Source organism: Streptomyces sp. NBC_00435, from assembly GCF_036014235.1.
In the GTDB taxonomy this organism is placed as follows: domain Bacteria; phylum Actinomycetota; class Actinomycetes; order Streptomycetales; family Streptomycetaceae; genus Streptomyces.
In genome coordinates this window covers 2,585,598-2,603,468 of record NZ_CP107924.1, presented here as the reverse complement: position 1 = coordinate 2,603,468, position 17,871 = coordinate 2,585,598, and the positions used below count along the sequence as shown (strand labels likewise).

General features: G+C 72.7%; 21 protein-coding genes, 1 tRNA gene and 1 pseudogene. 5 read left to right on the top strand and 18 right to left on the bottom strand.

All coding sequences use genetic code 11. The features are described 5' to 3' along the window. Nucleotide 1: 1 nt before the first annotated feature. Nucleotides 2-739, bottom strand: a complete 738-nt coding sequence (locus tag OG389_RS11965) for a TerD family protein (protein ID WP_328303708.1) — start codon at nucleotides 737-739, stop codon at nucleotides 2-4. A gap of 193 nt (nucleotides 740-932) precedes the next feature. On the opposite strand from OG389_RS11965, the gene OG389_RS11960 reads away from it, so the two are divergent. Genes OG389_RS11960 through OG389_RS11945 form a run of 4 tightly spaced genes read left to right on the top strand, consistent with a single transcriptional unit; the run spans nucleotide 933 to nucleotide 6,157 of the window. Next, entirely contained in the window at nucleotides 933-2,099 is a 1,167-nt protein-coding gene (locus tag OG389_RS11960; RefSeq protein WP_328298459.1) for an HpcH/HpaI aldolase/citrate lyase family protein, read from the top strand. 8 nt (nucleotides 2,100-2,107) lie between these two features. Next, complete coding sequence (locus OG389_RS11955; RefSeq protein WP_328298458.1) at nucleotides 2,108-4,651, top strand: phosphoribosyltransferase; 2,544 nt, start codon at nucleotides 2,108-2,110, stop codon at nucleotides 4,649-4,651. Then, nucleotides 4,648-5,478, top strand: coding sequence for an HAD family hydrolase (locus OG389_RS11950; protein ID WP_328298457.1), 831 nt, complete (start codon nucleotides 4,648-4,650; stop codon nucleotides 5,476-5,478). The genes OG389_RS11955 and OG389_RS11950 overlap by 4 nt, the downstream gene beginning before the upstream one ends. A 19-nt stretch (nucleotides 5,479-5,497) precedes the next feature. Next, nucleotides 5,498-6,157, top strand: coding sequence for an O-methyltransferase (locus OG389_RS11945; RefSeq protein ID WP_328298456.1), 660 nt, complete (start codon nucleotides 5,498-5,500; stop codon nucleotides 6,155-6,157). Between the two features lie 12 nt (nucleotides 6,158-6,169). On the opposite strand, the gene OG389_RS11940 is transcribed toward OG389_RS11945, so the two are convergent. The 8 genes and pseudogenes from OG389_RS11940 to OG389_RS11905 form a co-directional block, all read right to left on the bottom strand. Next, on the bottom strand, nucleotides 6,170-6,385 hold the full coding sequence (locus tag OG389_RS11940; RefSeq protein ID WP_328298455.1) for an FmdB family zinc ribbon protein: 216 nt from the start codon (nucleotides 6,383-6,385) through the stop codon (nucleotides 6,170-6,172). Nucleotides 6,386-6,447: 62 nt separating this feature from the next. Continuing rightward, on the bottom strand, nucleotides 6,448-7,311 hold the full coding sequence (locus OG389_RS11935; protein WP_328303706.1) for a helix-turn-helix transcriptional regulator: 864 nt from the start codon (nucleotides 7,309-7,311) through the stop codon (nucleotides 6,448-6,450). Nucleotides 7,312-7,446: 135 nt separating this feature from the next. After that, nucleotides 7,447-7,880 (bottom strand): annotated as a pseudogene (locus OG389_RS11930) (SDR family NAD(P)-dependent oxidoreductase); the annotation flags it as partial. A gap of 109 nt (nucleotides 7,881-7,989) precedes the next feature. Beyond that, entirely contained in the window at nucleotides 7,990-8,955 is a 966-nt protein-coding gene (locus OG389_RS11925; RefSeq protein WP_328298454.1) for a sugar kinase, read from the bottom strand. Next, nucleotides 8,952-9,578 (bottom strand): bifunctional 4-hydroxy-2-oxoglutarate aldolase/2-dehydro-3-deoxy-phosphogluconate aldolase, encoded by a 627-nt coding sequence (locus OG389_RS11920; RefSeq protein ID WP_328298453.1) that lies wholly within the window; start codon nucleotides 9,576-9,578, stop codon nucleotides 8,952-8,954. The genes OG389_RS11925 and OG389_RS11920 overlap by 4 nt, the downstream gene beginning before the upstream one ends. 87 nt (nucleotides 9,579-9,665) lie before the next feature. After that, the gene (locus OG389_RS11915) at nucleotides 9,666-10,358 is read right to left on the bottom strand and encodes a FadR/GntR family transcriptional regulator (RefSeq protein WP_328298452.1); all 693 of its coding nucleotides are present in this window, start codon (nucleotides 10,356-10,358) and stop codon (nucleotides 9,666-9,668) included. 239 nt (nucleotides 10,359-10,597) lie between these two features. Then, a complete protein-coding gene (locus OG389_RS11910) occupies nucleotides 10,598-11,137 on the bottom strand; it encodes a DUF4383 domain-containing protein (RefSeq protein WP_328303704.1) in 540 nt (179 codons plus the stop codon). Nucleotides 11,138-11,526: 389 nt separating this feature from the next. Further along, entirely contained in the window at nucleotides 11,527-12,774 is a 1,248-nt protein-coding gene (locus tag OG389_RS11905; protein WP_328298451.1) for a hypothetical protein, read from the bottom strand. A gap of 241 nt (nucleotides 12,775-13,015) precedes the next feature. On the opposite strand from OG389_RS11905, the gene OG389_RS11900 reads away from it, so the two are divergent. Beyond that, a tRNA-Val gene (locus tag OG389_RS11900) sits at nucleotides 13,016-13,090 on the top strand. A 68-nt stretch (nucleotides 13,091-13,158) separates the two neighbouring features. Here OG389_RS11900 and OG389_RS11895 read toward each other — a convergent pair. The 9 genes from OG389_RS11895 to OG389_RS11855 all read right to left on the bottom strand — a co-directional run bounded on the left by OG389_RS11895 (nucleotide 13,159) and on the right by OG389_RS11855 (nucleotide 17,768). Next, nucleotides 13,159-14,313: a tyrosine-type recombinase/integrase gene (locus OG389_RS11895; RefSeq protein ID WP_328298450.1), complete on the bottom strand. Its 1,155-nt coding sequence runs from the start codon at nucleotides 14,311-14,313 to the stop codon at nucleotides 13,159-13,161. Beyond that, on the bottom strand, nucleotides 14,313-14,501 hold the full coding sequence (locus tag OG389_RS11890) for a helix-turn-helix domain-containing protein (RefSeq protein WP_328298449.1): 189 nt from the start codon (nucleotides 14,499-14,501) through the stop codon (nucleotides 14,313-14,315). Before OG389_RS11890 ends, OG389_RS11895 begins: the two co-directional genes overlap by 1 nt. Beyond that, on the bottom strand, nucleotides 14,498-15,877 hold the full coding sequence (repSA, locus tag OG389_RS11885; protein WP_443059253.1) for a replication initiator protein RepSA: 1,380 nt from the start codon (nucleotides 15,875-15,877) through the stop codon (nucleotides 14,498-14,500). Before repSA ends, OG389_RS11890 begins: the two co-directional genes overlap by 4 nt. Nucleotides 15,878-15,881: 4 nt before the next feature. Beyond that, nucleotides 15,882-16,067 carry a hypothetical protein gene (locus OG389_RS11880; RefSeq protein WP_328298448.1) on the bottom strand — a complete coding sequence of 62 codons (186 nt, stop codon included), beginning with the start codon at nucleotides 16,065-16,067 and terminating at the stop codon, nucleotides 15,882-15,884. Between the two features lie 90 nt (nucleotides 16,068-16,157). Then, nucleotides 16,158-16,499: a SpdD-like protein gene (locus tag OG389_RS11875; RefSeq protein WP_328298447.1), complete on the bottom strand. Its 342-nt coding sequence runs from the start codon at nucleotides 16,497-16,499 to the stop codon at nucleotides 16,158-16,160. 24 nt (nucleotides 16,500-16,523) lie between these two features. Beyond that, nucleotides 16,524-16,682 carry a hypothetical protein gene (locus OG389_RS11870; protein WP_328298446.1) on the bottom strand — a complete coding sequence of 53 codons (159 nt, stop codon included), beginning with the start codon at nucleotides 16,680-16,682 and terminating at the stop codon, nucleotides 16,524-16,526. A 19-nt stretch (nucleotides 16,683-16,701) separates the two neighbouring features. After that, nucleotides 16,702-16,896: a mobile element transfer protein gene (locus OG389_RS11865; protein ID WP_328298445.1), complete on the bottom strand. Its 195-nt coding sequence runs from the start codon at nucleotides 16,894-16,896 to the stop codon at nucleotides 16,702-16,704. A gap of 13 nt (nucleotides 16,897-16,909) precedes the next feature. Further along, complete coding sequence (locus OG389_RS11860) at nucleotides 16,910-17,560, bottom strand: DUF2637 domain-containing protein (protein ID WP_328298444.1); 651 nt, start codon at nucleotides 17,558-17,560, stop codon at nucleotides 16,910-16,912. A gap of 73 nt (nucleotides 17,561-17,633) precedes the next feature. Further along, nucleotides 17,634-17,768 (bottom strand): hypothetical protein, encoded by a 135-nt coding sequence (locus tag OG389_RS11855; protein WP_328298443.1) that lies wholly within the window; start codon nucleotides 17,766-17,768, stop codon nucleotides 17,634-17,636. Nucleotides 17,769-17,871: the final 103 nt, after the last annotated feature.

Below are 17,871 nucleotides of genomic sequence, written 5' to 3'. Positions count from 1 at the left end.
CTCACCGGCGGATGAACTGCGGCCCCTGTACAGGCAGCCGGAAGGACGGATCCCCGCCCGGAGCGGGCACCGGAGCCGGCGACACCGGCTGCGGGTACCCGTACGCGGGCTGTGCCACCGGCGGGGCCTGGGTGAGCGGCGGCCCCACGGGCACCGGAGCGGCCACGGGAGCCGGGGTGGTGGCCTCGGGGGCGCTCTCGTCCACGGAGATCCCGTGGTCGGTGGCTAGCCCGACGAGGCCGTTGGAGTAGCCCTCGCCGAGCGCGCGGAACTTCCACCCGTCGCCCCGCCGGTACAGCTCACCGCAGATCAGCGCCGTCTCGGCGCCGGTCTCGGGCCGCACGTCGAAGAAGGCCAGCGGTTCGGAGCCGCCGGTCGCGGTGGCGTCGTAGAGCAGGATGCGCAGGTCGTGGACCCGCTCGAAGGGGACGTCCTCGGCGGAGGCGACGACCAGGATCCGGTCCACGACCGGGGTCACGGCCCGCAGGTCCGCCTGGACGGCGTCGGTGATCCCGTCGCCGAGCTGCTTCTTGCCGAGCCGCCAGACCGCCCCGGAGGGGTGCCGGGGCTGGTTGTAGAAGACGAAGTCCTCGTCCGAGCGGACCCGCCCGTCCGAGCCCACGAGCAGCGCGGAGGCGTCCACGTCCGGTACCTCGGGCCCACCGGTCCACCGGAGCACCGCCCGGACCGCCATGGCGGCCACCGGGATGTTCGAGCCCTTCTGCATCGCGTGCGTCATGCCGGTCATCCTGCCCTCCCGGGCACGACCGGGACAATGCGGCCCCCCGTAGACCTTGTCCGGATCGCGAGAGCTGGGCATGGTGCAAGAGGGTTACCTGGATTTCATGTGCCTGGTGAATTCTTCAATCTCATTCGTACGTACTATTACCGGCCACGCCAGATGGGCCGCCGAGGCAGTACGGGGGAAGCACATGCGTCACTTCGGGCACATATCGCCCACCGTCCGAAAGGACCTCTTCCACCAGGAGCCGGCAGAGTTCACCGCCGCCTCTCCCGCCGCCACCCTCGCCGCCGCGCTGGGGGCCACCCTCTACAGCCCGGCCACCCGGCCCCAGCTCGCCCGCGACATCCGCAAGCAGGCCGGTCTCGGGGTCGTCTCGATGGTCCTCTGCCTGGAGGATTCCATCAGCGACGCCGATGTCGTGGGGGGCGAGGAGAACCTCGTCCGGCAGTTCGCCGCCCTGCACGAGGACCCCGCGGAGCTCCCGCTGCTCTTCATTCGCGTCCGGGAGCCCGAGCAGATCCCCGACCTCGTGCACCGGCTGGGAGGCTCGGCGTCGCGGCTGGCCGGATTCGTGCTGCCCAAGTTCACCGAGAGCCGCGGCATCGCCTTCCTCGACGCCGTCGCCCGGGCGGAGGCCGAGAGCGGTCAGCCCCGGCTGTACGCCATGCCCGTCCTGGAGACCCCCGAGCTGCTCCACCTGGAGACCCGCGTCGAGGCCCTCGCCGGTATCTCGCGCACGGTCAACAAGTACCGCGAGCGGGTCCTGGCCCTGCGGCTCGGCGTGACCGACTTCTGCTCCGCCTACGGGCTGCGCCGCACCCCCGACATGACCGCCTACGACGTCCAGATCGTCGCCGGCGTGATCGCCGACGTGGTCAACGTGCTCAGCCGCGCCGACGGCACCGGCTTCACGGTCACCGGCCCGGTGTGGGAATACTTCCGCAGCCAGCAGCGCCTCTTCAAACCCCAGCTGCGCCGCAGCCCCTTCCTCGAGGAGGGCGTCGAGGAGCTGCGCACCGCGCTGATCGAGCACGACCTGGACGGGCTGCTGCGCGAGATCGAGCTCGACCGGGCCAACGGGCTGCTGGGCAAGACGTGCATCCACCCCGCCCACGTCACGCCGGTCCACGCGCTCTCGGTGGTCTCCCACGAAGAGTTCAGCGATGCTCAGGACATCCTGCGCCCCGAACGGGGAGGTGGTGGAGTAATGCGTTCCGCCTACACGAACAAGATGAACGAAGTGAAGCCCCACCGGGCCTGGGCCGAGCGCACCATGCTGCGCGCCGAGGTCTTCGGTGTGGCGAAGGAGGAGGTCGGCTTCGTCGATCTCCTCACGGCCGGGCTCCAGGTGTGACCGGGCCGTTGACCGCGAAGAAGGGCAAGAAGATCGAATCGGTGTGGTCGGGAACGTGGGTCGCGGACCGGCTGGGCGTGAGCCTGGAGGAGGGAGCGGGGACCGGGACCGGCGGGCCGGGGCTCGAAGAACTGCTCGGGCTCGCGCTGCGGCGCAACCCCAAGCGTGCGCACCTGCTCGTCTCGCGGGTGCTGGGCAAGCACGTCCCGCAGTCCCCGCAGGTCGTGTACGCCGCCGGACACGGGCTCGGCGAGCGGGTCCGGGACCTGCTGGGCGAGCAGGACGCGGCCTCGGCCGTGGTCCTCGGGTACGCCGAGACCGCGACCGGGCTCGGCCACTGCGTGGCCGACGGCCTGGGCGGCGCCCCGTACCTGCACTCCACCCGCCGCCCCGTGCCCGGGATGGAGCCCGCGGGCGGCTTCGAGGAGGCCCACTCGCACGCCACCTCGCACCTGCTGCTGCCCGAGGACCCGAAGCTGCTGGCGGGCTCCGGCCCGCTGGTCCTGGTCGACGACGAGTTCTCGACCGGCAACACCGTCCTGAACACCATCGCCGACCTGCACGCCCGCCACCCGCGCGACCACTACGTGGTCGTCGCCCTCGTGGACATGCGCTCCCCGGCCGACCGCGACCGCCTCACGGCCTTCGCCGCCGACCTGGGCGCCCGCGTCGACCTCATCGCCCTGGCCTCGGGCACGGTCTCCCTCCCGGAGGGGGTCCTGGCGAAGGGCCAGGCCCTGGTGGAGGAGTACGAGGCCGCTGGCGCCTCCGCTCCGCCCGTCGCCCTCGGCGAATCGCAGCCCGGAGGCGGGCGAATACAGACCCTGCGACGTTCGAGCGGCGGGGCCGGGGGCGGAGCCCCGGCAGACGGCCCGCGGGTCACCACGGTGGCGCTGGACTGGCCCGCCGGGATACCCGACGGCGGACGCCACGGCTTCACCCCCGCCCACCGGGCCCGGCTCGACGCCGCGCTCCCCGCGATGGCGGACCGGCTCAAGGCCGCGCTCGGCGCGGCCCCCGCACGGCTCCTCGTACTCGGCAACGAGGAGCTGATGTACGCCCCGCTGCGCCTCGCGCAGGCCCTGGAGGCGTCCGGCGCCGCGGCCGAGGTCCGCTTCTCCACGACCACCCGCTCCCCGGTGCTCGCCGTGGACGACCCCGGCTACGCGATCCGCACCCGGCTGGTCTTCCCCGCGCACGACGACCCCGCCGACGGCCCCGGAGACCGGTACGCCTACAACGTGGCCGGAGCCGGCTTCGACGCCGTCCTCGCCGTCGTGGACTCCGCCGCGGACACCCCCGCGCTCCGCACCGGCCTCCTCGCGGCCCTCGCCCCGCACACCGGCCGTGTCCTGCTGGCCGTCATACCCTCGTACGTCCCCGAACCGCAGGAGCCCTCCATGACCGAGCCCCGGCGCGAACCTCTGCGCGGGCCCGCCTTCTCCTCGTACGCGGCCGAGGACGTCGGCTGGCTGCTCCAGGACTTCTCCGAGGTGGAGCTGGAAGCCCCGACCGAGGAGCGGGAGGAGGCCATCCAGGCCGGTGGCGCGCACTACGCGGAGTCGCTGCCGGTGGAGTACCAGCCGTCCCCCGAGTACCAGCAGCTCTACCAGAGCGCGCTGACCCTCTCCGCGGCCCGCATGGCCCGCGCCGTCGGCACTGTCACCGAGACGGTCCTCGCGGAGCGCTCCCCGGCCCCCGTGCTGGTCTCGCTGGCCCGCGCCGGTACGCCCGTGGGCGTGCTGATGCACCGCTGGGCCGCCGCCCGGCACGGCCTGGACCTGCCGCACTACGCCGTCTCCATCGTGCGCGGCCGCGGAATCGACGCCAACGCGCTGCGCTGGCTGGCCGCCCACCACGATCCGGCCGACATCGTCTTCGTCGACGGCTGGACCGGCAAGGGTGCGATCACGCGCGAGCTGCGCGAGGCCCTGAGCGGGTTCGAGGGCTTCAACCCGGAGATCGTGGTCCTCGCGGACCCCGGCTCGTGCGTGGAGACGTACGGCACGCGCGAGGACTTCCTGATCCCCTCCGCCTGCCTCAATTCCACCGTGTCCGGACTCGTCTCGCGTACGGTTCTGAGGTCCGACCTGGTCGGACCCGCCGATTTCCACGGCGCGAAGTTCTACCGCGAGCTGGCCGGGGCCGATGTCTCCGTCGCGTTCGTCGACACCGTCTCCGCGCACTTCGAGGCGGTGGCCGAGGCCGTGGACGCCGAGGTCAAGGAGCTCCTCGCCGCCGACCGCACGCCGACCTGGGTGGGCTGGGAGGCGGTGGAGCGGATCAGCGAGGAGTACGGCATCCACGACGTGAACCTGGTCAAGCCGGGCGTCGGCGAGACGACACGGGTGCTGCTGCGCCGGGTGCCGTGGAAGATACTCGCGCAGCGCGGCGCCGGAGCCGACCTGGACCACGTACGACTCCTCGCGGAGCAGCGCGGGGTGCCGGTGGAGGAGGTCGACGGGCTCCCTTACACCTGCGTAGGACTCATTCATCCCCGCTTCACGCGCGGCGCCACGGGCGTCGACGGAAAGGCTGTGGCCGCCAAGTGACCGTCCTCGTAGCCAGTGACCTCGACCGCACGCTCATCTACTCGACGGCCGCGCTCGGCCTGACCATGCCCGACCCGGTGGCCCCGCGGCTGCTGTGCGTCGAGGTCCACGAGAGCAAGCCGCTGTCGTACATGACGGAGACGGCGGCGGGCCTGCTGGCGGAGCTGTCGGCGGACCCCGGCGCGGTGTTCGTGCCCACCACCACCCGGACGCGCAAGCAGTACCAGCGCATCCGCTTCCCCGGGCGGCCGGCGAAGTACGCGATCTGCGCCAACGGCGGTCAGCTGCTGGTGGACGGGGTCCCCGACCGGGACTGGCGGCGGCAGGTCACGGCGCGGCTCGCGGCGGAGTGCGCTCCGCTGGAGGAGGTGCACGGGCACCTGCTGGCGACGGCGGACCCGGTATGGCTGCGCAAGGCGCGCGTGGCGGAGGACCTGTTCGCGTACCTGGTCGTGGAGCGTGCCCTGGTCCCGCCGGAGTGGATCAAGGCGCTGACGGAATGGGCAGGTGAGCGCGGCTGGACGGTCTCGCTCCAGGGCCGGAAGATCTACGCCGTCCCGCGCCCGCTGACCAAGAGCGCGGCGATGCGCGAGGTGGCCCGGCGCACGGGAGCCACGAGCACGCTGGCGGCCGGGGACTCGCTGCTGGACGCGGACCTGCTGCTCGCGGCGGACGCGGGCTGGCGGCCGGGCCACGGCGAGCTGGCCGACGCCGGCTGGACGGCGCCGCACGTGACGTCGCTGACGCAGGCGGGGGTGCTGGCGGGCGAGGAGATCGTGCGCGCGTTCACCCGCGAGGTGTCGCGACTGGGCGCACTGGACACGTGACCGAGGGCAGACTGGGCGCATGACCAAGGGCAACAGCACCAAGATCACAGACGAGCTCTACCGGTACATGCTCGCGCACAACCCTCCGCTGGACGAGGTCCAGCGGGGGCTCGTGGCGACGACGTACGAGGTGTTCCCGAACTCGGCGGGGATGCAGTCGGCGGAGGAACAGGGCCCGATCCTGGCCTTCCTGGTCCGCCTGACGGGCGCCCGGCACATCGTGGAGATCGGTACCTTCACCGGCTTCTCCTCCCTGTCGATGGCGCAGGCACTGCCGGCTGACGGACGGCTCATCGCCTGCGACGTCTCGGAGGAGTGGACGGCGTACGCGCGCGAGGCCTGGGTGAAGGCGGGCGTCGCGGACCGCGTCGACCTGCGGATCGGGCCGGCGCTGGACACGCTCCGCGCGATGCCGGCCGAGCCGCACATCGACATGGCGTACGTGGACGCGGACAAGCAGAGCCAGATCGCCTACTGGGAGGAGCTCGTGCCGCGGCTGCGCCCGGGCGGGCTGATCGTCACGGACAACACCCTCTACCACGGCACGGTGCTGGACGAGTCGGCCACGGGCGCGGCGGCGGGTGTCCGGGCCTACAACGACCACGTGGCGGCGGACACCCGCATGGAGTCGGTGATGCTGGCCATCTCCGACGGCCTGACCCTGTCGCGCAAGCGCTGACCGGGCGGCGGCTCAGCCGCAGCCGCCCCCACCGCAGCAGCCTCCGCCGCCCGCGCCCATCGGGGCCGCGGGGGCGCTGCTGGTCCCGCCGACCGCGACGGCGGAGAGCAGCTTGACGGTATCGGCGTGCCCGGCGGGACAGTCGGCGGGCGCGGAGGACTCGGCCATGGGCCGGCTGACCTCGAAGGTGTCTTCGCAGGTCCGGCAGCGGTATTCGTAACGGGGCATGCGGTACAGGCTATGCGCAGCGCACCCGCCCGGGAAGCGCTGGCGCACCGGGGCCACCGTGGTCAGGCTCCGGCGGGCAGCGGTGCGGACGCGGTCCAGGCGAGCAGCATGCGCAGGGCGTCGTGGGAGGGGGTGCCGGGCTCGGCGGCGTAGGTGATCAGCGCCTGATCGTCCTCGGCGGTGCGCAGGGTCTCGTAGGCGAGTTCGAGGTCGCCGACGACGGGGTGGTGGAACCGCTTGGTGCCGGTGGTCTTGTCCTGGACGGGGTGCTCGGCCCACCAGCGGCGGAAGTCCTCGCTCTTCAGGCACAGTTCGCCGATCAGGTTCGCCAGCTCGGGGTCGTCGGGGTGCTGTCCCGCGGCCAGGCGCAGGTAGGCGACGTTCTCGCGGGCGCACCGGGCCCAGTCCGCGTAGAGGTGCCGGGAGGCGGGGTCCAGGAAGGTGATCCGGGCGATGTTGCGCTCGGCCCGGGGCAGGGCGGAGTAGTCGCCGAACAGCGCGGCCGCGGCAGGGTTCCAGGCCAGGACGTCCATGCGCCGGCCCATGACCATCGCGGGCAGGTCCGTCAGTTCCTCCAGCAGGCGCTTGAGCACCGGGCGCACGTGCTGCGACGGGGCCGGACGGTGTGCGCCGGCGCGTGCGGTGGACCCCGCCCGGGTGAGGCGGTGGAGATGGGCGGTCTCGTCCTCGTCGAGGCGCAGGGCCCGGGCGAGGGCGTCCAGGACGGCGGGGGAGGGATTGGGTACGCGGCCCTGTTCCATCCGCGTGTAGTAGTCGACGCTCACGCCCGCGAGCTGGGCGGTCTCCTCGCGGCGCAGTCCGGCCACCCGGCGCCGTCCGCCGAAGTCCGGGAGCGAGACGTCCTCGGGGCGCAGGAGGGAGCGGCGGGTGCGCAGGAACTCGCCCAGGCCAAGCGGTGTGCTCATAGGAGGATTCTGCCTGCCCGGGGCAGCGCCGAGCCTGGCCCTGCTGGGGCCGGGCTCGGCGCCGGCACTCCACCTGATCGGGATGCCGCGTCCGGCGAGTCCGGTGCCCATCGTGCGGGCCAGGTTGTGGACGGCCGCCTTGGTGGCCGCGTACACCGGGACGACGGCGAGTCCGCGGTGCAGCGTCCACGACGCATTGATGACCACCGAGCCGCCGCCGGCCGCGTCGAGCAGCGGCAGGGCCTTGTGGACGGTGAAGAAGGTGCCCTTGAAGTTGACGTCGACGGTGTGGTCGAAGTCCTGCTCGGTGACCTCGCCGGTGTGCTGATGCCGACTCCGGCGTTGGCGAACACGCCGTCCAGGCGGCCGTGGCGCTCCCCGACGCGGTCGGCCAGCCGGTCGAGATCGGCCAAGGAGGCGGAGTCCGCACGGACCGTCAGCAGCCGGGTGCCGCCGTCGGAGTAGGGGTCGAGCCGCCGGGCCGTGGCGGCGAGGCGGTCCTCGGCGCGGCCGGTGACGACGACGTGGGCGCCGCGGCGCAGGAGGAGCCGCGCGGTGGCCAGGCCCATGCCGCTGGTTCCGCCGGTGATCAGGACGACGCGGTCGTGGAAGGAGTCAGGGTCAATATCGCTGTGGGTCATGGCATCACCCCCGTGTCGGTCCGGGCCCGCCGGCGACTCAGTGGGGTACGGCCCCGGCCGCCGCGGACAGGAGGCCGAGTTCCGTACGGGTCGGGGCACCCTCCCAGTCGCCCCGTGAGGCCACCGCGAAGGCGCCCGCCCGGACCGCGCGGTCCAGGCGGCCCGCCGTGTCGCAACCGTCGAGGAGGGCGGAGAGGTAGCCCGCGGTGAAGGCATCGCCCGCGCCGGCCGTGTCCACCGCCCGGACCGCCCGCGCGGGAGCGTGTACCGACGAGCCGTCCTCGGCGTAGGCCGTCGCCCCGGCCGCACCGAGGGTGACCACCACCTCCCCGATCCCGAGCGCCAGGAGCTCCTTGGCCCGGACGGCGGGATCGTCCGGGCCGTCCGGCGGCAGGCAGAGGGGGAGTTCGCCGTCCGAGGCGATCAGGACGTCCACGGACGGTGCCCACTCCCGCAGCACCGCCGCCGCCTCCTGCGCGCTCCACAGCCGGGACCGGAAGTTGACGTCCAGGCAGACCAGCGCCGAGTGCTCGGCCGCGAGGCGCAGCGCGAGGGCCGCCGCCGACCGTGCGGAGCGGGACAGCGCCGGGGTGATCCCGGTCAGGTACAGGATCCTGGGCGGGGCCGCGGTGAAGGCCCGCTCCAGCGAGCAGGCCCTGAGCCGCGAACCGGCCGACCCCGCGCGGTAGGAGCGGACCCGCGCGAGCGCCGGCGGCCCCGGTTCGTCGAGCGCCAGCCCGGTCGGGGCCCCGCCGTCGTCGGGGGAGGCCCCGCTGACGTCGACGCCCTCGGCGCGCAGCGTCCGCAGCACCAGCCCGCCGGCCTCGTCCTCGCCGACCGCGCCCGCCCAGCGGACCGTGTGCCCGAGCCGGGCGAGGCCGATCGCCACGTTCGACTCGGCTCCGGTGACGGAGACCTCCATGGTCCCGCCCGGGCGCAGCGGACCACCGCCGCGCAGCGCGATCACGGTCTCCCCGAAGGTGAGGACGTCGGGCCTGCTCATGCCGCCCACCCGCAGGCCGCCTTGAACTCCGCCGCCCGGCGCCGCAGCGCGTCCAGGTCGCCGCCGTCGGCCGCGTCCCCGATCAGCGGGGAGCCGACGCCGACCGCCACCGCGCCGGAGGACAGGTACTCGGCCGCGGCGGCCGAGTCCACCCCGCCGACCGGTACGAACGGCAGGTCGGGGAAGGGGGCGCGCAACGCCCGCAGGTACGCCGGTCCGCCGATCGAGCCGGGGAACAGCTTGAGGGCGCAGGCCCCCGCCTCTTCGGCCGCGATGACCTCGGTCGGGGTGATGACCCCGGCCAGTACCGGCAGCCCCTGCCGGACGGACTCGTCCACGCCGGCCCCGAGTCCCGGGGTGGCCATCAGGTTGGCCCCGGCCCCGGCCGCCCGCTGGGCGTCCTCGGCGGTCAGGACCGTACCGGCCCCGAGCCAGGCCTCGTCGCCGAGCTCCTTGCGGGCCCGGCCGATGACGTCGAGGGCGCCGGTCCCGCTGAGGGAGACCTCGACGAGCGGCACGCCCTGCTCGACGAGGGTCATGACGGTGCGGAAGGACGCCTCGGCGTCCCTGCCGCGGACGATGGCGACGAGCCGCTCCCGTCGCAGCGCTGCGCCGAACTCCATGGAAATGCCTGCCTTTTGAGGTGCGTGTGGGGGGATGGAAGGGCGGGGCCATGAGCGTTTCCGCCGGTGCTCCCGGGGGCTCCGGTGCTACGGGTGGTCGCGCTGCGCCACGTCGAGCAGGTCGAGCACGGCCATGTACGCCCCGTCCGGGTCGCCGGCCCGGATCTGGTCGACCACGTCCCGGTGGATCGCGTACGGGTTCTCGAAGTGCCCCTTGTGCACCGCGCGGTCGCGTTCCACGAGGGCCGGGATGATCACCCGGTACATCTGGGTGAAGAACAGGTTGTGCGAGGCGGTCAGCAGCGCCAGGTGGAACGAGGCGTCCGCCCGCACGTGCAGCACCGGGTCGGTGCCGCCGGTCGCCATCGCGTCCAGCGCCGCGTCCAGCGCGGCGAGGTCCTGCCCGGTGGCCCGTTCGGCCGCCAGCGCTGCCGCGGCCGGCTCGATCGAGCGGCGCAGGTCCAGCAGGTCCGAGAAGAAGCAGTCGGGCGCGCCGGCGGCGAGCTTCCAGCGCAGGACGTCGGCGTCGAAGAGGTTCCAGTCGGCGCGCGGCCGTACGAAGGTGCCGCGCTTCTGGCGGGCGTCGAGCAGCCCCTTGGCCATGAGCACCCTGATGGCCTCGCGGAGCACGGTCTGGCTGACGTGGAGCTCCTCCATGAGGCGGGGCGGGTCGAGCGTGGACCCCTCGTCGTAGACGCCGTCGAAGATCCTGCGGGCCAGTTCCTCCACGGCGGTCCTGTGGATCCCGCGGCCGGCGTACGCGGCTTCGCCTCCGCTCATTTCGTTTACCGTTCGTCTAGTTTGTCCCATGGCTAGGTAAAGACTTGCACAAGTAATGGTTAATTAGCAATTATCGAGAGAGGAACCGGAAGTACTGCCTCCGGCCCGGGGTCGGTGAGCGTGAGCTCGTCCGCATCACCGGGAACCGAGGACGGGACGTCGGCCACCTGCCCGCGCCGCTGTTCGTCTCGCGATCCTCGCGCGCGTAGGACGGACGAGGGTGGCCGGCACCGGCCCGCTCAGGCGGGCCGCCCGACGGGCCTCCCGGTCCCGGTCGTACGCGCCCGCTGCTCCCGGGCCGCTTGCTCGGGGTGGCGGGCACGCCAGTACGGGTTGTCGTGCGGCAGGGCGCTGCCCACCCGCCCGTACATCCCGAACCACATGAGCATCACGCCCACCACGAAGCTGAACAGCACGTTGGGGATGTGGAAGGCGAGGAAGTTCGCCTTCGTGTCGAGCAGCGCCAGGTTCACGAACCCGCTCGCGATGAACAGCACGCCCAACACGATGTTGAGCGTCGAGGCGAAGCTGCCCCCGATCACCATCCCGGCGAACAGCAGCGCTCCGATGCAGATCGACAGGACGCTCAGCGCGCCGTTCGTGTTCAGCGCGAGCACCGTGTCGCCACCGGTGTCGAAGAACCCGATCCGGTGGACGAGCCCCAGGATCCCGAAGACGAGCAGCAGCAGCCCGGTCAGGCCGGCGCCGACCCGGTAGACCTGGCTGAGCTTGTGGTCGGAGGGCAGATGGTCGTCGAGCCGGGCGTTGACGGGACGCATCAGGCGGCGCAGCAGACCGGGGGAGTCCTGTGCCGCGTCGGACGCGGAGCCGTAGGGCTCGTGGGCCACGTACGGCGCGTAGTTCTCGTGCGGCTCGTGGCACCCGTAGAGCGCGTGGGGCGCGTACGGAGCACGCGAATCATGCGGTGCGGGGGGCGTCTGCGGCTCACGGGACGCGTGATCCCTGTGGGTCGCACGAGATGCACGAGAAACACGGGACATGAGAGAACCGCGGGACGTGTGGGAAGCGCGGGCGGCCATGGCGCCCTCCTCTGGTGGCCTTCCTGGCCCCTCAAGCATCCGCCCGATGCCCACCCCCGGACAACTCCGGCCCCCGGCGGCCGCAGCGGCGGCCCCGGCCCCCGGCCGCCCGGTACCGACCGCCGTCGCTAGCCGTGACCGCGCTCGGTCCGGATGTCCGCCACCACCCGGTGCGCGACCGACCGTACGGACTCCATCTCCTGGAGGAAGGCCCAGTAGTCGGGGTGGCGGTCCTCCAGCGCGGCCAGCGCCCGGTCCACCCGGGCCACCGCCTCGTCCAGCGGGCGAGCGTGCCGCACCTCGGGGACCGTGCGGCCCTCCATCGCCAGGCGCTGCGCGTCCCGGATCGCGAACCTCGTCCGCTGCACCTCGGCCTGCGGATCCCGGGCCACCGCCTCCAGCCGGGTCAGCCGGTCCTGCGCGGCCGAAACCGCCTCGTCGGTCGCGTCCAGCGCGGCCCGTACCGCCTCCACCAGCGCCGCTACGTCGGCCCAGCGCTGCCCGTCGCGGGCCCGGCCGGCCTCCGCGAGCTGCTCCTCCGCCCGCGCGACGTCCCGTACAGCCTGCTCCGGAACCTGCTGGAGGTCCTGCCAGCAGGCCGCGCTGAACCTTCGGCGCAGCTCGCTGAGCACCGGGTCCACCCGGTCCGCCCGGTTGCGCAGCGCCTGCGCCCGGGTCCGCAGACTCACCAGCCGCCGGTCGATCTCGGCGGCCCGCTCCGGGAGCCGCGCCGCCTCGGCCCGTACGCCCTCGGCATCGCGCAGGATCCGGTCGGCCCGCTGCACGGTCTCCTGCACGCCGTGCTGCGCGGCACCCTGGTTCAGCTTGGTCAGCTCCGGCCCCAGCGCGGCGAGCCGGGCGGCCAGATCGTCGGCCCGGATCCCCTTGGCGCGCACCTCGTCCAGAGCCGTGCTCGCCGCGAGCAGCGCCGCCCTGGCCCGCTCCCGCGCGGGCGCCACCCGGGCCAGCTGCGTCTCGGCCTTGTCCAGCAGGGGCTGCAGCCCCTGCGCGAAGCGGTCCAGCTCGCCCTTGACCCGCACCAGCTCGTCCTTGGCCCGGGTCAGCTCCTCGCGCGCCCGCGTCGCGGCGGACGCCTCCAGCTCCACCCGGTCGAGGTCGTGCGCGTCGACGGCGTCGATGTACACGTGGCTGACCTGGTCGATGCGCTGCCCCAGCGCGACGAACCCCTCGCCCACCCGCCGCGCTTCCGGCGACCCGTCCGCGGCCGCGATCGTCTCGATCGAGATCCGCAGATCCCGCTGAGCGGTGTCCAGCTCGTAGAACGCCGCCGCGGCGGCATCCTTCGCCGCCTGCGCGTCCGCCCGCCGACTCTCGTCCCGCCCGCCGCCGAACCATCGCCGGGGTGCCGTCGTCACAGTTGCTCTCCCGTACCGCGCCCGAAATACCCCTGCCCCTACCCCGGTCCATTCTCCCCCACGGGAACGGGTTTGCGTGGGGGGTGTGCCCTCCATGTAGGCTGTCGTCCTGCCTTCGGGCAGCGGGCAGGGCATGCCCGGGCACCGGTCGCGAACCGAGGCCGAGCCCCACGGTGAAAGCCGCCGGGGCGCAGTCACGTAGGCTGTCCACTTCATCGTGGGGCCAGGGCCAAGAGCCCACGGGTGCGTAGCTCAGGGGTAGAGCGCTGCTCTTACAAAGCAGATGTCGGCGGTTCGAAACCGTCCGCGCCCACCAGCGAAAAGACCCCCCGCCGATCATGGCGGGGGGTCTTTTGCATCCAGATCTGACATCAACGGGAGCGGTCAGGAACGACCGGGCCGCTGCCTCAACAGCCGATCCATGTGCCCGATGGCCTCGCGCTGCGTGTCCTGCACGACGTGCGCGTACACGTTCATCGTGACGGCGATCTGCGAGTGTCCGAGGATCTCCATCACGACCCGGGGCGGAACGCCGGCGGCGGTCAACAGAGTCGCCGTCCCATGCCGCGCGTCATGCAGTCGAATGATCCTGAGACCCGCGTCCTTGGCCACGCGGGTGAAGGACCGGTAGACGTTCCGCGGCTCGATGGGCCGCCCGGTCCGGGTGGTGAAGACGTACCCGGTCTCCTCCCACTTCTCCCCGGCCTTGGCCCGCGCCTCAGCCTGCTTCATCCGCTGCCACCGCAGGGGAGCGACGCAGATCCCGGGTAGCGGGAGGGTCTGCCGGCGCCGCTTGCCCTTGGGACCGTCCTCGTAGGCCTCGCCGCCGACGCGCTGCCGCTGTGTACGCACCCGGATCTCCCGCTTCTCCAGGTCCACGTTCTCCCAACGCAGGCCGACGATCTCACCCCGCCGGAAGCCGAGCGCGATGGCCAGCACGAAGGCGGCGAACAGGGGGTCGTTGCGGCCGGCGGCGAGGAAGTCCAAGGTCTCCTGGAGGGTCCACGGCGACAGCTCCCGGTCCTCAACCTTCGGAGGCTCCACCAGCGTCACCACGTTCCGGGTGACCAGCTCCTCCCGCACGGCCGCAGCGAGAGCGGTTCGCAGCACGCGGTGTGACTCCTTGGCGGTCGCGGCGCTGGTCTTCTTCTGGAGCTGCACGAGGACCCGCCGGACGTCGCCCACGCTCAGTGATTCGAGACGCCTCGATCCGAGCAGGGGCACGAGGTAGAGCCGGACGTGCACCTCGTACTTGGCGTGGGTCGTGCGCTTGCGGTGCGGCTTGACGATGTTGTCGAGCCAGTACGGCAGCCACTCGGAGAGCTTGGCGGACCGCGTGGGCACGGGCACGCCCTGGTCGACTTTCGCGAGCAGGTCCCGACGCTTCACGTCGCACTCGGCCCAGGTCTTGCCGTAGGCGAACTTCCGGGCCCGGGTCCCGTCGGGCTGGAGGACGTACACGGCGGCCTGGAAGCGGCCGTCCTTGCGCTGGGTGATGGTGCCGCCGCCGTTCGGGTTGCGCTTGCGCTGAGTTGCCATCAGGCCGCCTCCTCGATCTCGTGGTCGATGAACTGGCGGACGGCGTCGGCGGGGATACGGCGGGCCCGCCCGATGGTGATGGAGACGAGCCGCCGGGACCGGATGAGGTCGTAGACGGTCGAGCGCCCGAGCTTGAGCCGTTCCATGACCTCGGGCACGGTCAGCAGTTCGGCGGTGGCGGTGGTCATGACGGAGCTCCTTCCAGGGCGAGTTGGTCGCGTAGTGCTTCGCGGGCGGTCTGGCGGTTGAGCTGGATATCGCGGGCGATGGTGGCGGCGAGGGCGGACTCACCGGACGTGTGTCCGTGGCCGGCGTATTGCCAGGAGGCGAGGACGAGCACGGTGTCCGGCTCGACGTCGTCCAGTCCGCGAGCTTCGCGCTCCTGGGCTGCGCGGTATTCGGCGCGGGTCTGGCGGAGGGCGCCGAGGGTGGTCGAGTACTGCCTCGACTTGGTGGAGAAGTGGCCCCGGAAGCCGAGCATGTGCGACCAGGCGGCGAGGCGGCGGTCCGGGTAGAGCGGATCGAGGTCTAGGCAGGCCTCGATCAGGCGGGCGGTGTGGTCGGGGACGTCGAGGAGGACGAGGGCCTCGCGGTTGCCGATCCGGCGGTCGAGCGTGCCGGTGTTCTCGGCGGCCTTCGTGGCGTACTTGGCGACGTACGAGGCAACCGCCTGCTCGGTGATGTCGGAGCCGTCCCCGAAGGCCTTGATGGGGCGCACGTCGAGCTGGGTGCCCCAGCGGAAGGTGCGGGCGGGCTGGTCGGCGGCGGCCGGGACGGTGACCGAGGTGTACGTATGGGCGACGGCGGCCCGGATCGAGCGGTCGAGGAGTTCCGTACTGGCCCAGGCGGGCGGAGGGTCGAGGGGGCCGGCCGGTCCGTCGATGCGGATGACCGCGTGGAAGTGGATGGCGCCGCGCTTCTGGAACTCGGCGACCTTGCCGTAGGAGATCCGGGCCTCTTCCTTCAGCTCGCGTTGGGTCAGCCCGGCAAAGGCGGCGATCTCGCGCCGAAGCCGGGTCGTGAAGCGCTGCCAGAGCTGTCCGGCGTGGTTGTTGAAGAGGACGGCGGCGGCGTAGTCGTAGGTGGTCGGATCGAGGGCGGTGCCGAGTTCGGGCGCGTCCTCCTGGTGGTGCTGGCCGCAACGGCACGGACGGCCGGCGGGGCGGTTGTGGACCGGGCCGAAGGACGGGGCGGTGAGGGTGGCGAAGACGCGGGGGTGTTCGCGGACGGTGGCGGGGATGTCGCGGCGGTCGTCGCCTGCCAGCCCGGCCCGGATCAGGTGGTAGGTGTCTCCGGCGTAGCTCCATGCGCAGGAGGGGCAGCGGGAGGCTCTGCGGTTGCCGCAGGCGATGCGGAGTCGGGCGCCGGGCTCGTTCTCGGTGGAGTAGCGGTGGAGGATCTCGCCGGAGGCCTTGTCCTTGGCGACGGTCCAGCCGGTGATGTGGATCGGGTCGGAGCAGCCGCCCGTTCGGCGGATCTGTTCGGCCCAGCGCTTGTAGTCGGGGGCCGAGGCCACCCTCAGCATGTCGCCGAGGGTGGCTGGGTCCTGGAGCAGGTTGGTCACGCGGTCACCGCCAGGCCGAAGCGGAGACGGTGCGGCGCAGGGTGGTTCCGGTGCCGTGGCAGGCGGGGCAGTGGGCGGTGATCGTGCGGCGGTGGCCGGTGCGGTCGCGGCCGCCGAGGGTGATGGCGACGGAGGCGTGGCCGTCGCAGTTCGGGCAGACGTGCCCGGGGGTGTGGGTGTGCTGGGCCATGATGGTGGTTCCTTCCGGATCGGTTGGGTCGGGTGGGAGTACGGCTCCGGGACGGCGGAAACTTGGCGGTTGAGGCCGTCCCGGGACCGGTCAGCGACGGTTCTGCCCGTTGATGAGCGAGCGCAGGACGACGGCGCAGACGGCGACCGAGGCGCCGGTGATGGCGACCGCGAGGAGCATGGAGACCAGGACCGCCCCGACGACGAGGACGAGTCCGGCTCCACCCGCGACGGCGGCGACGAGGCCAGCCGGAGTGAGGCGGACGGCGGGGAGCTGGACGCGGGGCTCCTTGGCCGGCGTGGCCGGGGTGTGGTGGCAGTCGCAGGCCGGGGTAGTGGTCGAGCCGAGCGTGATGTCGCCGGTGGTCGGGTGGACGAGCGGGGCGACGAGGCCGGTCGGGAGCGGGTTGACCGGGATCTTGGGGCGGATCATGGCGGTTCTCCCTTCGAGGGCTGGTTACTTGGTGATGGCGGTGTCGATGACCGGGGCGAGGAGGCTGTCTGCGAGGAGGTAGCCGCCGAGGAGGATCACGGCGACGAGCCACCAGGGCGGCCGGATGAGCTTGATTCCGAGGGCGCCGACGACGATCAGTGCGAGCCAGAGCGGAACGTCCATGACGGGCTGTCCTTCCAGGTCAGCTGACGCGGCAGCGGTGGGAGCGGGCGGCGAGCTGTGCGGCGGTGCTGGTCGTGTAGTTGGTGACGGACCAGCCGCACCCGTCGGTGGTGCAGACCGCGGCGTGCTTGGTGCGTCCGTAGCGGTCGCGGTAGGTGCCGATCTGGACGGGGCCGATCTGCATGAGCGAGTGGAAGCGATCGAGCGCGGGCATCTGCGGTCTCCTGTCAGGCGAGTTGCGTGGCGATCGCGTCAGCCATGGCGGCCGGTACGCCGAGGCGGGCGCGAAGGGTGTCGGTGTCGAGCGGAGTACCGGTGCGGGCCAGATGATCGGCGGCGAGCTTCCGGGCGTGCTCGACCAGCGGGGCCGGAACGGGCACCGGCTCAGCCACGGGCGCCGGTAGGGCCGGAACGGGCTCCGGCTCGGTGACAGGCGCAGAGGCTGTCTCGCGCTCGATGACCGTGGGCTCGTTCTCCGGTGCCGGGCCGGGATCGGCGGCCGGGGCGGGTGCGTGGTGGACGAGGAGGGTTCCGCCGAGGAAGGCGAGGGCGGGCCATCCGGCGACCAGGATCCGCAGCCAGGCGGGGACCTGCCCGAGGTCGAGGAGTCCGGCGGTGGCGACGTTCGCCCCGAGGGATGCGGCAAGGGCGACGGTGAACCAGGTCCAGGCCGAGCGGACCGGTTCCCCGGCGTCCCGCAGGAGCCGGAGTCGGCGCCAGGCGGCGACGAGGAGCAGGTCCACGCTGACGGGGTAGGCCCAGGCCTTCCAGCCGGACTGTCCGGCAGCTTCGGCGAGGTCGTGGAGGTGGGCGAAGGACAGGGCCCCGGCGATCACGGCTTGTACGAGGACGGCGTCCATGCGGGGCTTGGGGAGCATCAGGGTTCCTCCTTCCGGGTGTGGAGCCGGGGCCGGGCAGGGCGCAGGGGGTCGGCCGCCCGGTACCGGCGGCTCAGGTGGTCGGGGCCTGTCCGGTGCCGAAGCAGGTCAGGCAGAGAGCGGCCTGACGGTCGGCGGTTTCACGGGTCTTCCGGGTGCCGACGCGGACGGTTTCGGCGGTCTCGCCCTTGCCGCCGCAGTCGGGCACTTCTTGGCGGTGGGCTCGCGGGCGGTGGTCTTCCTCGCGGTGGCCATGCGGATCACTCCTGCGTCGAGGCATGGGAGGGGTAGGGACCTGGCGTGAGGCGGTC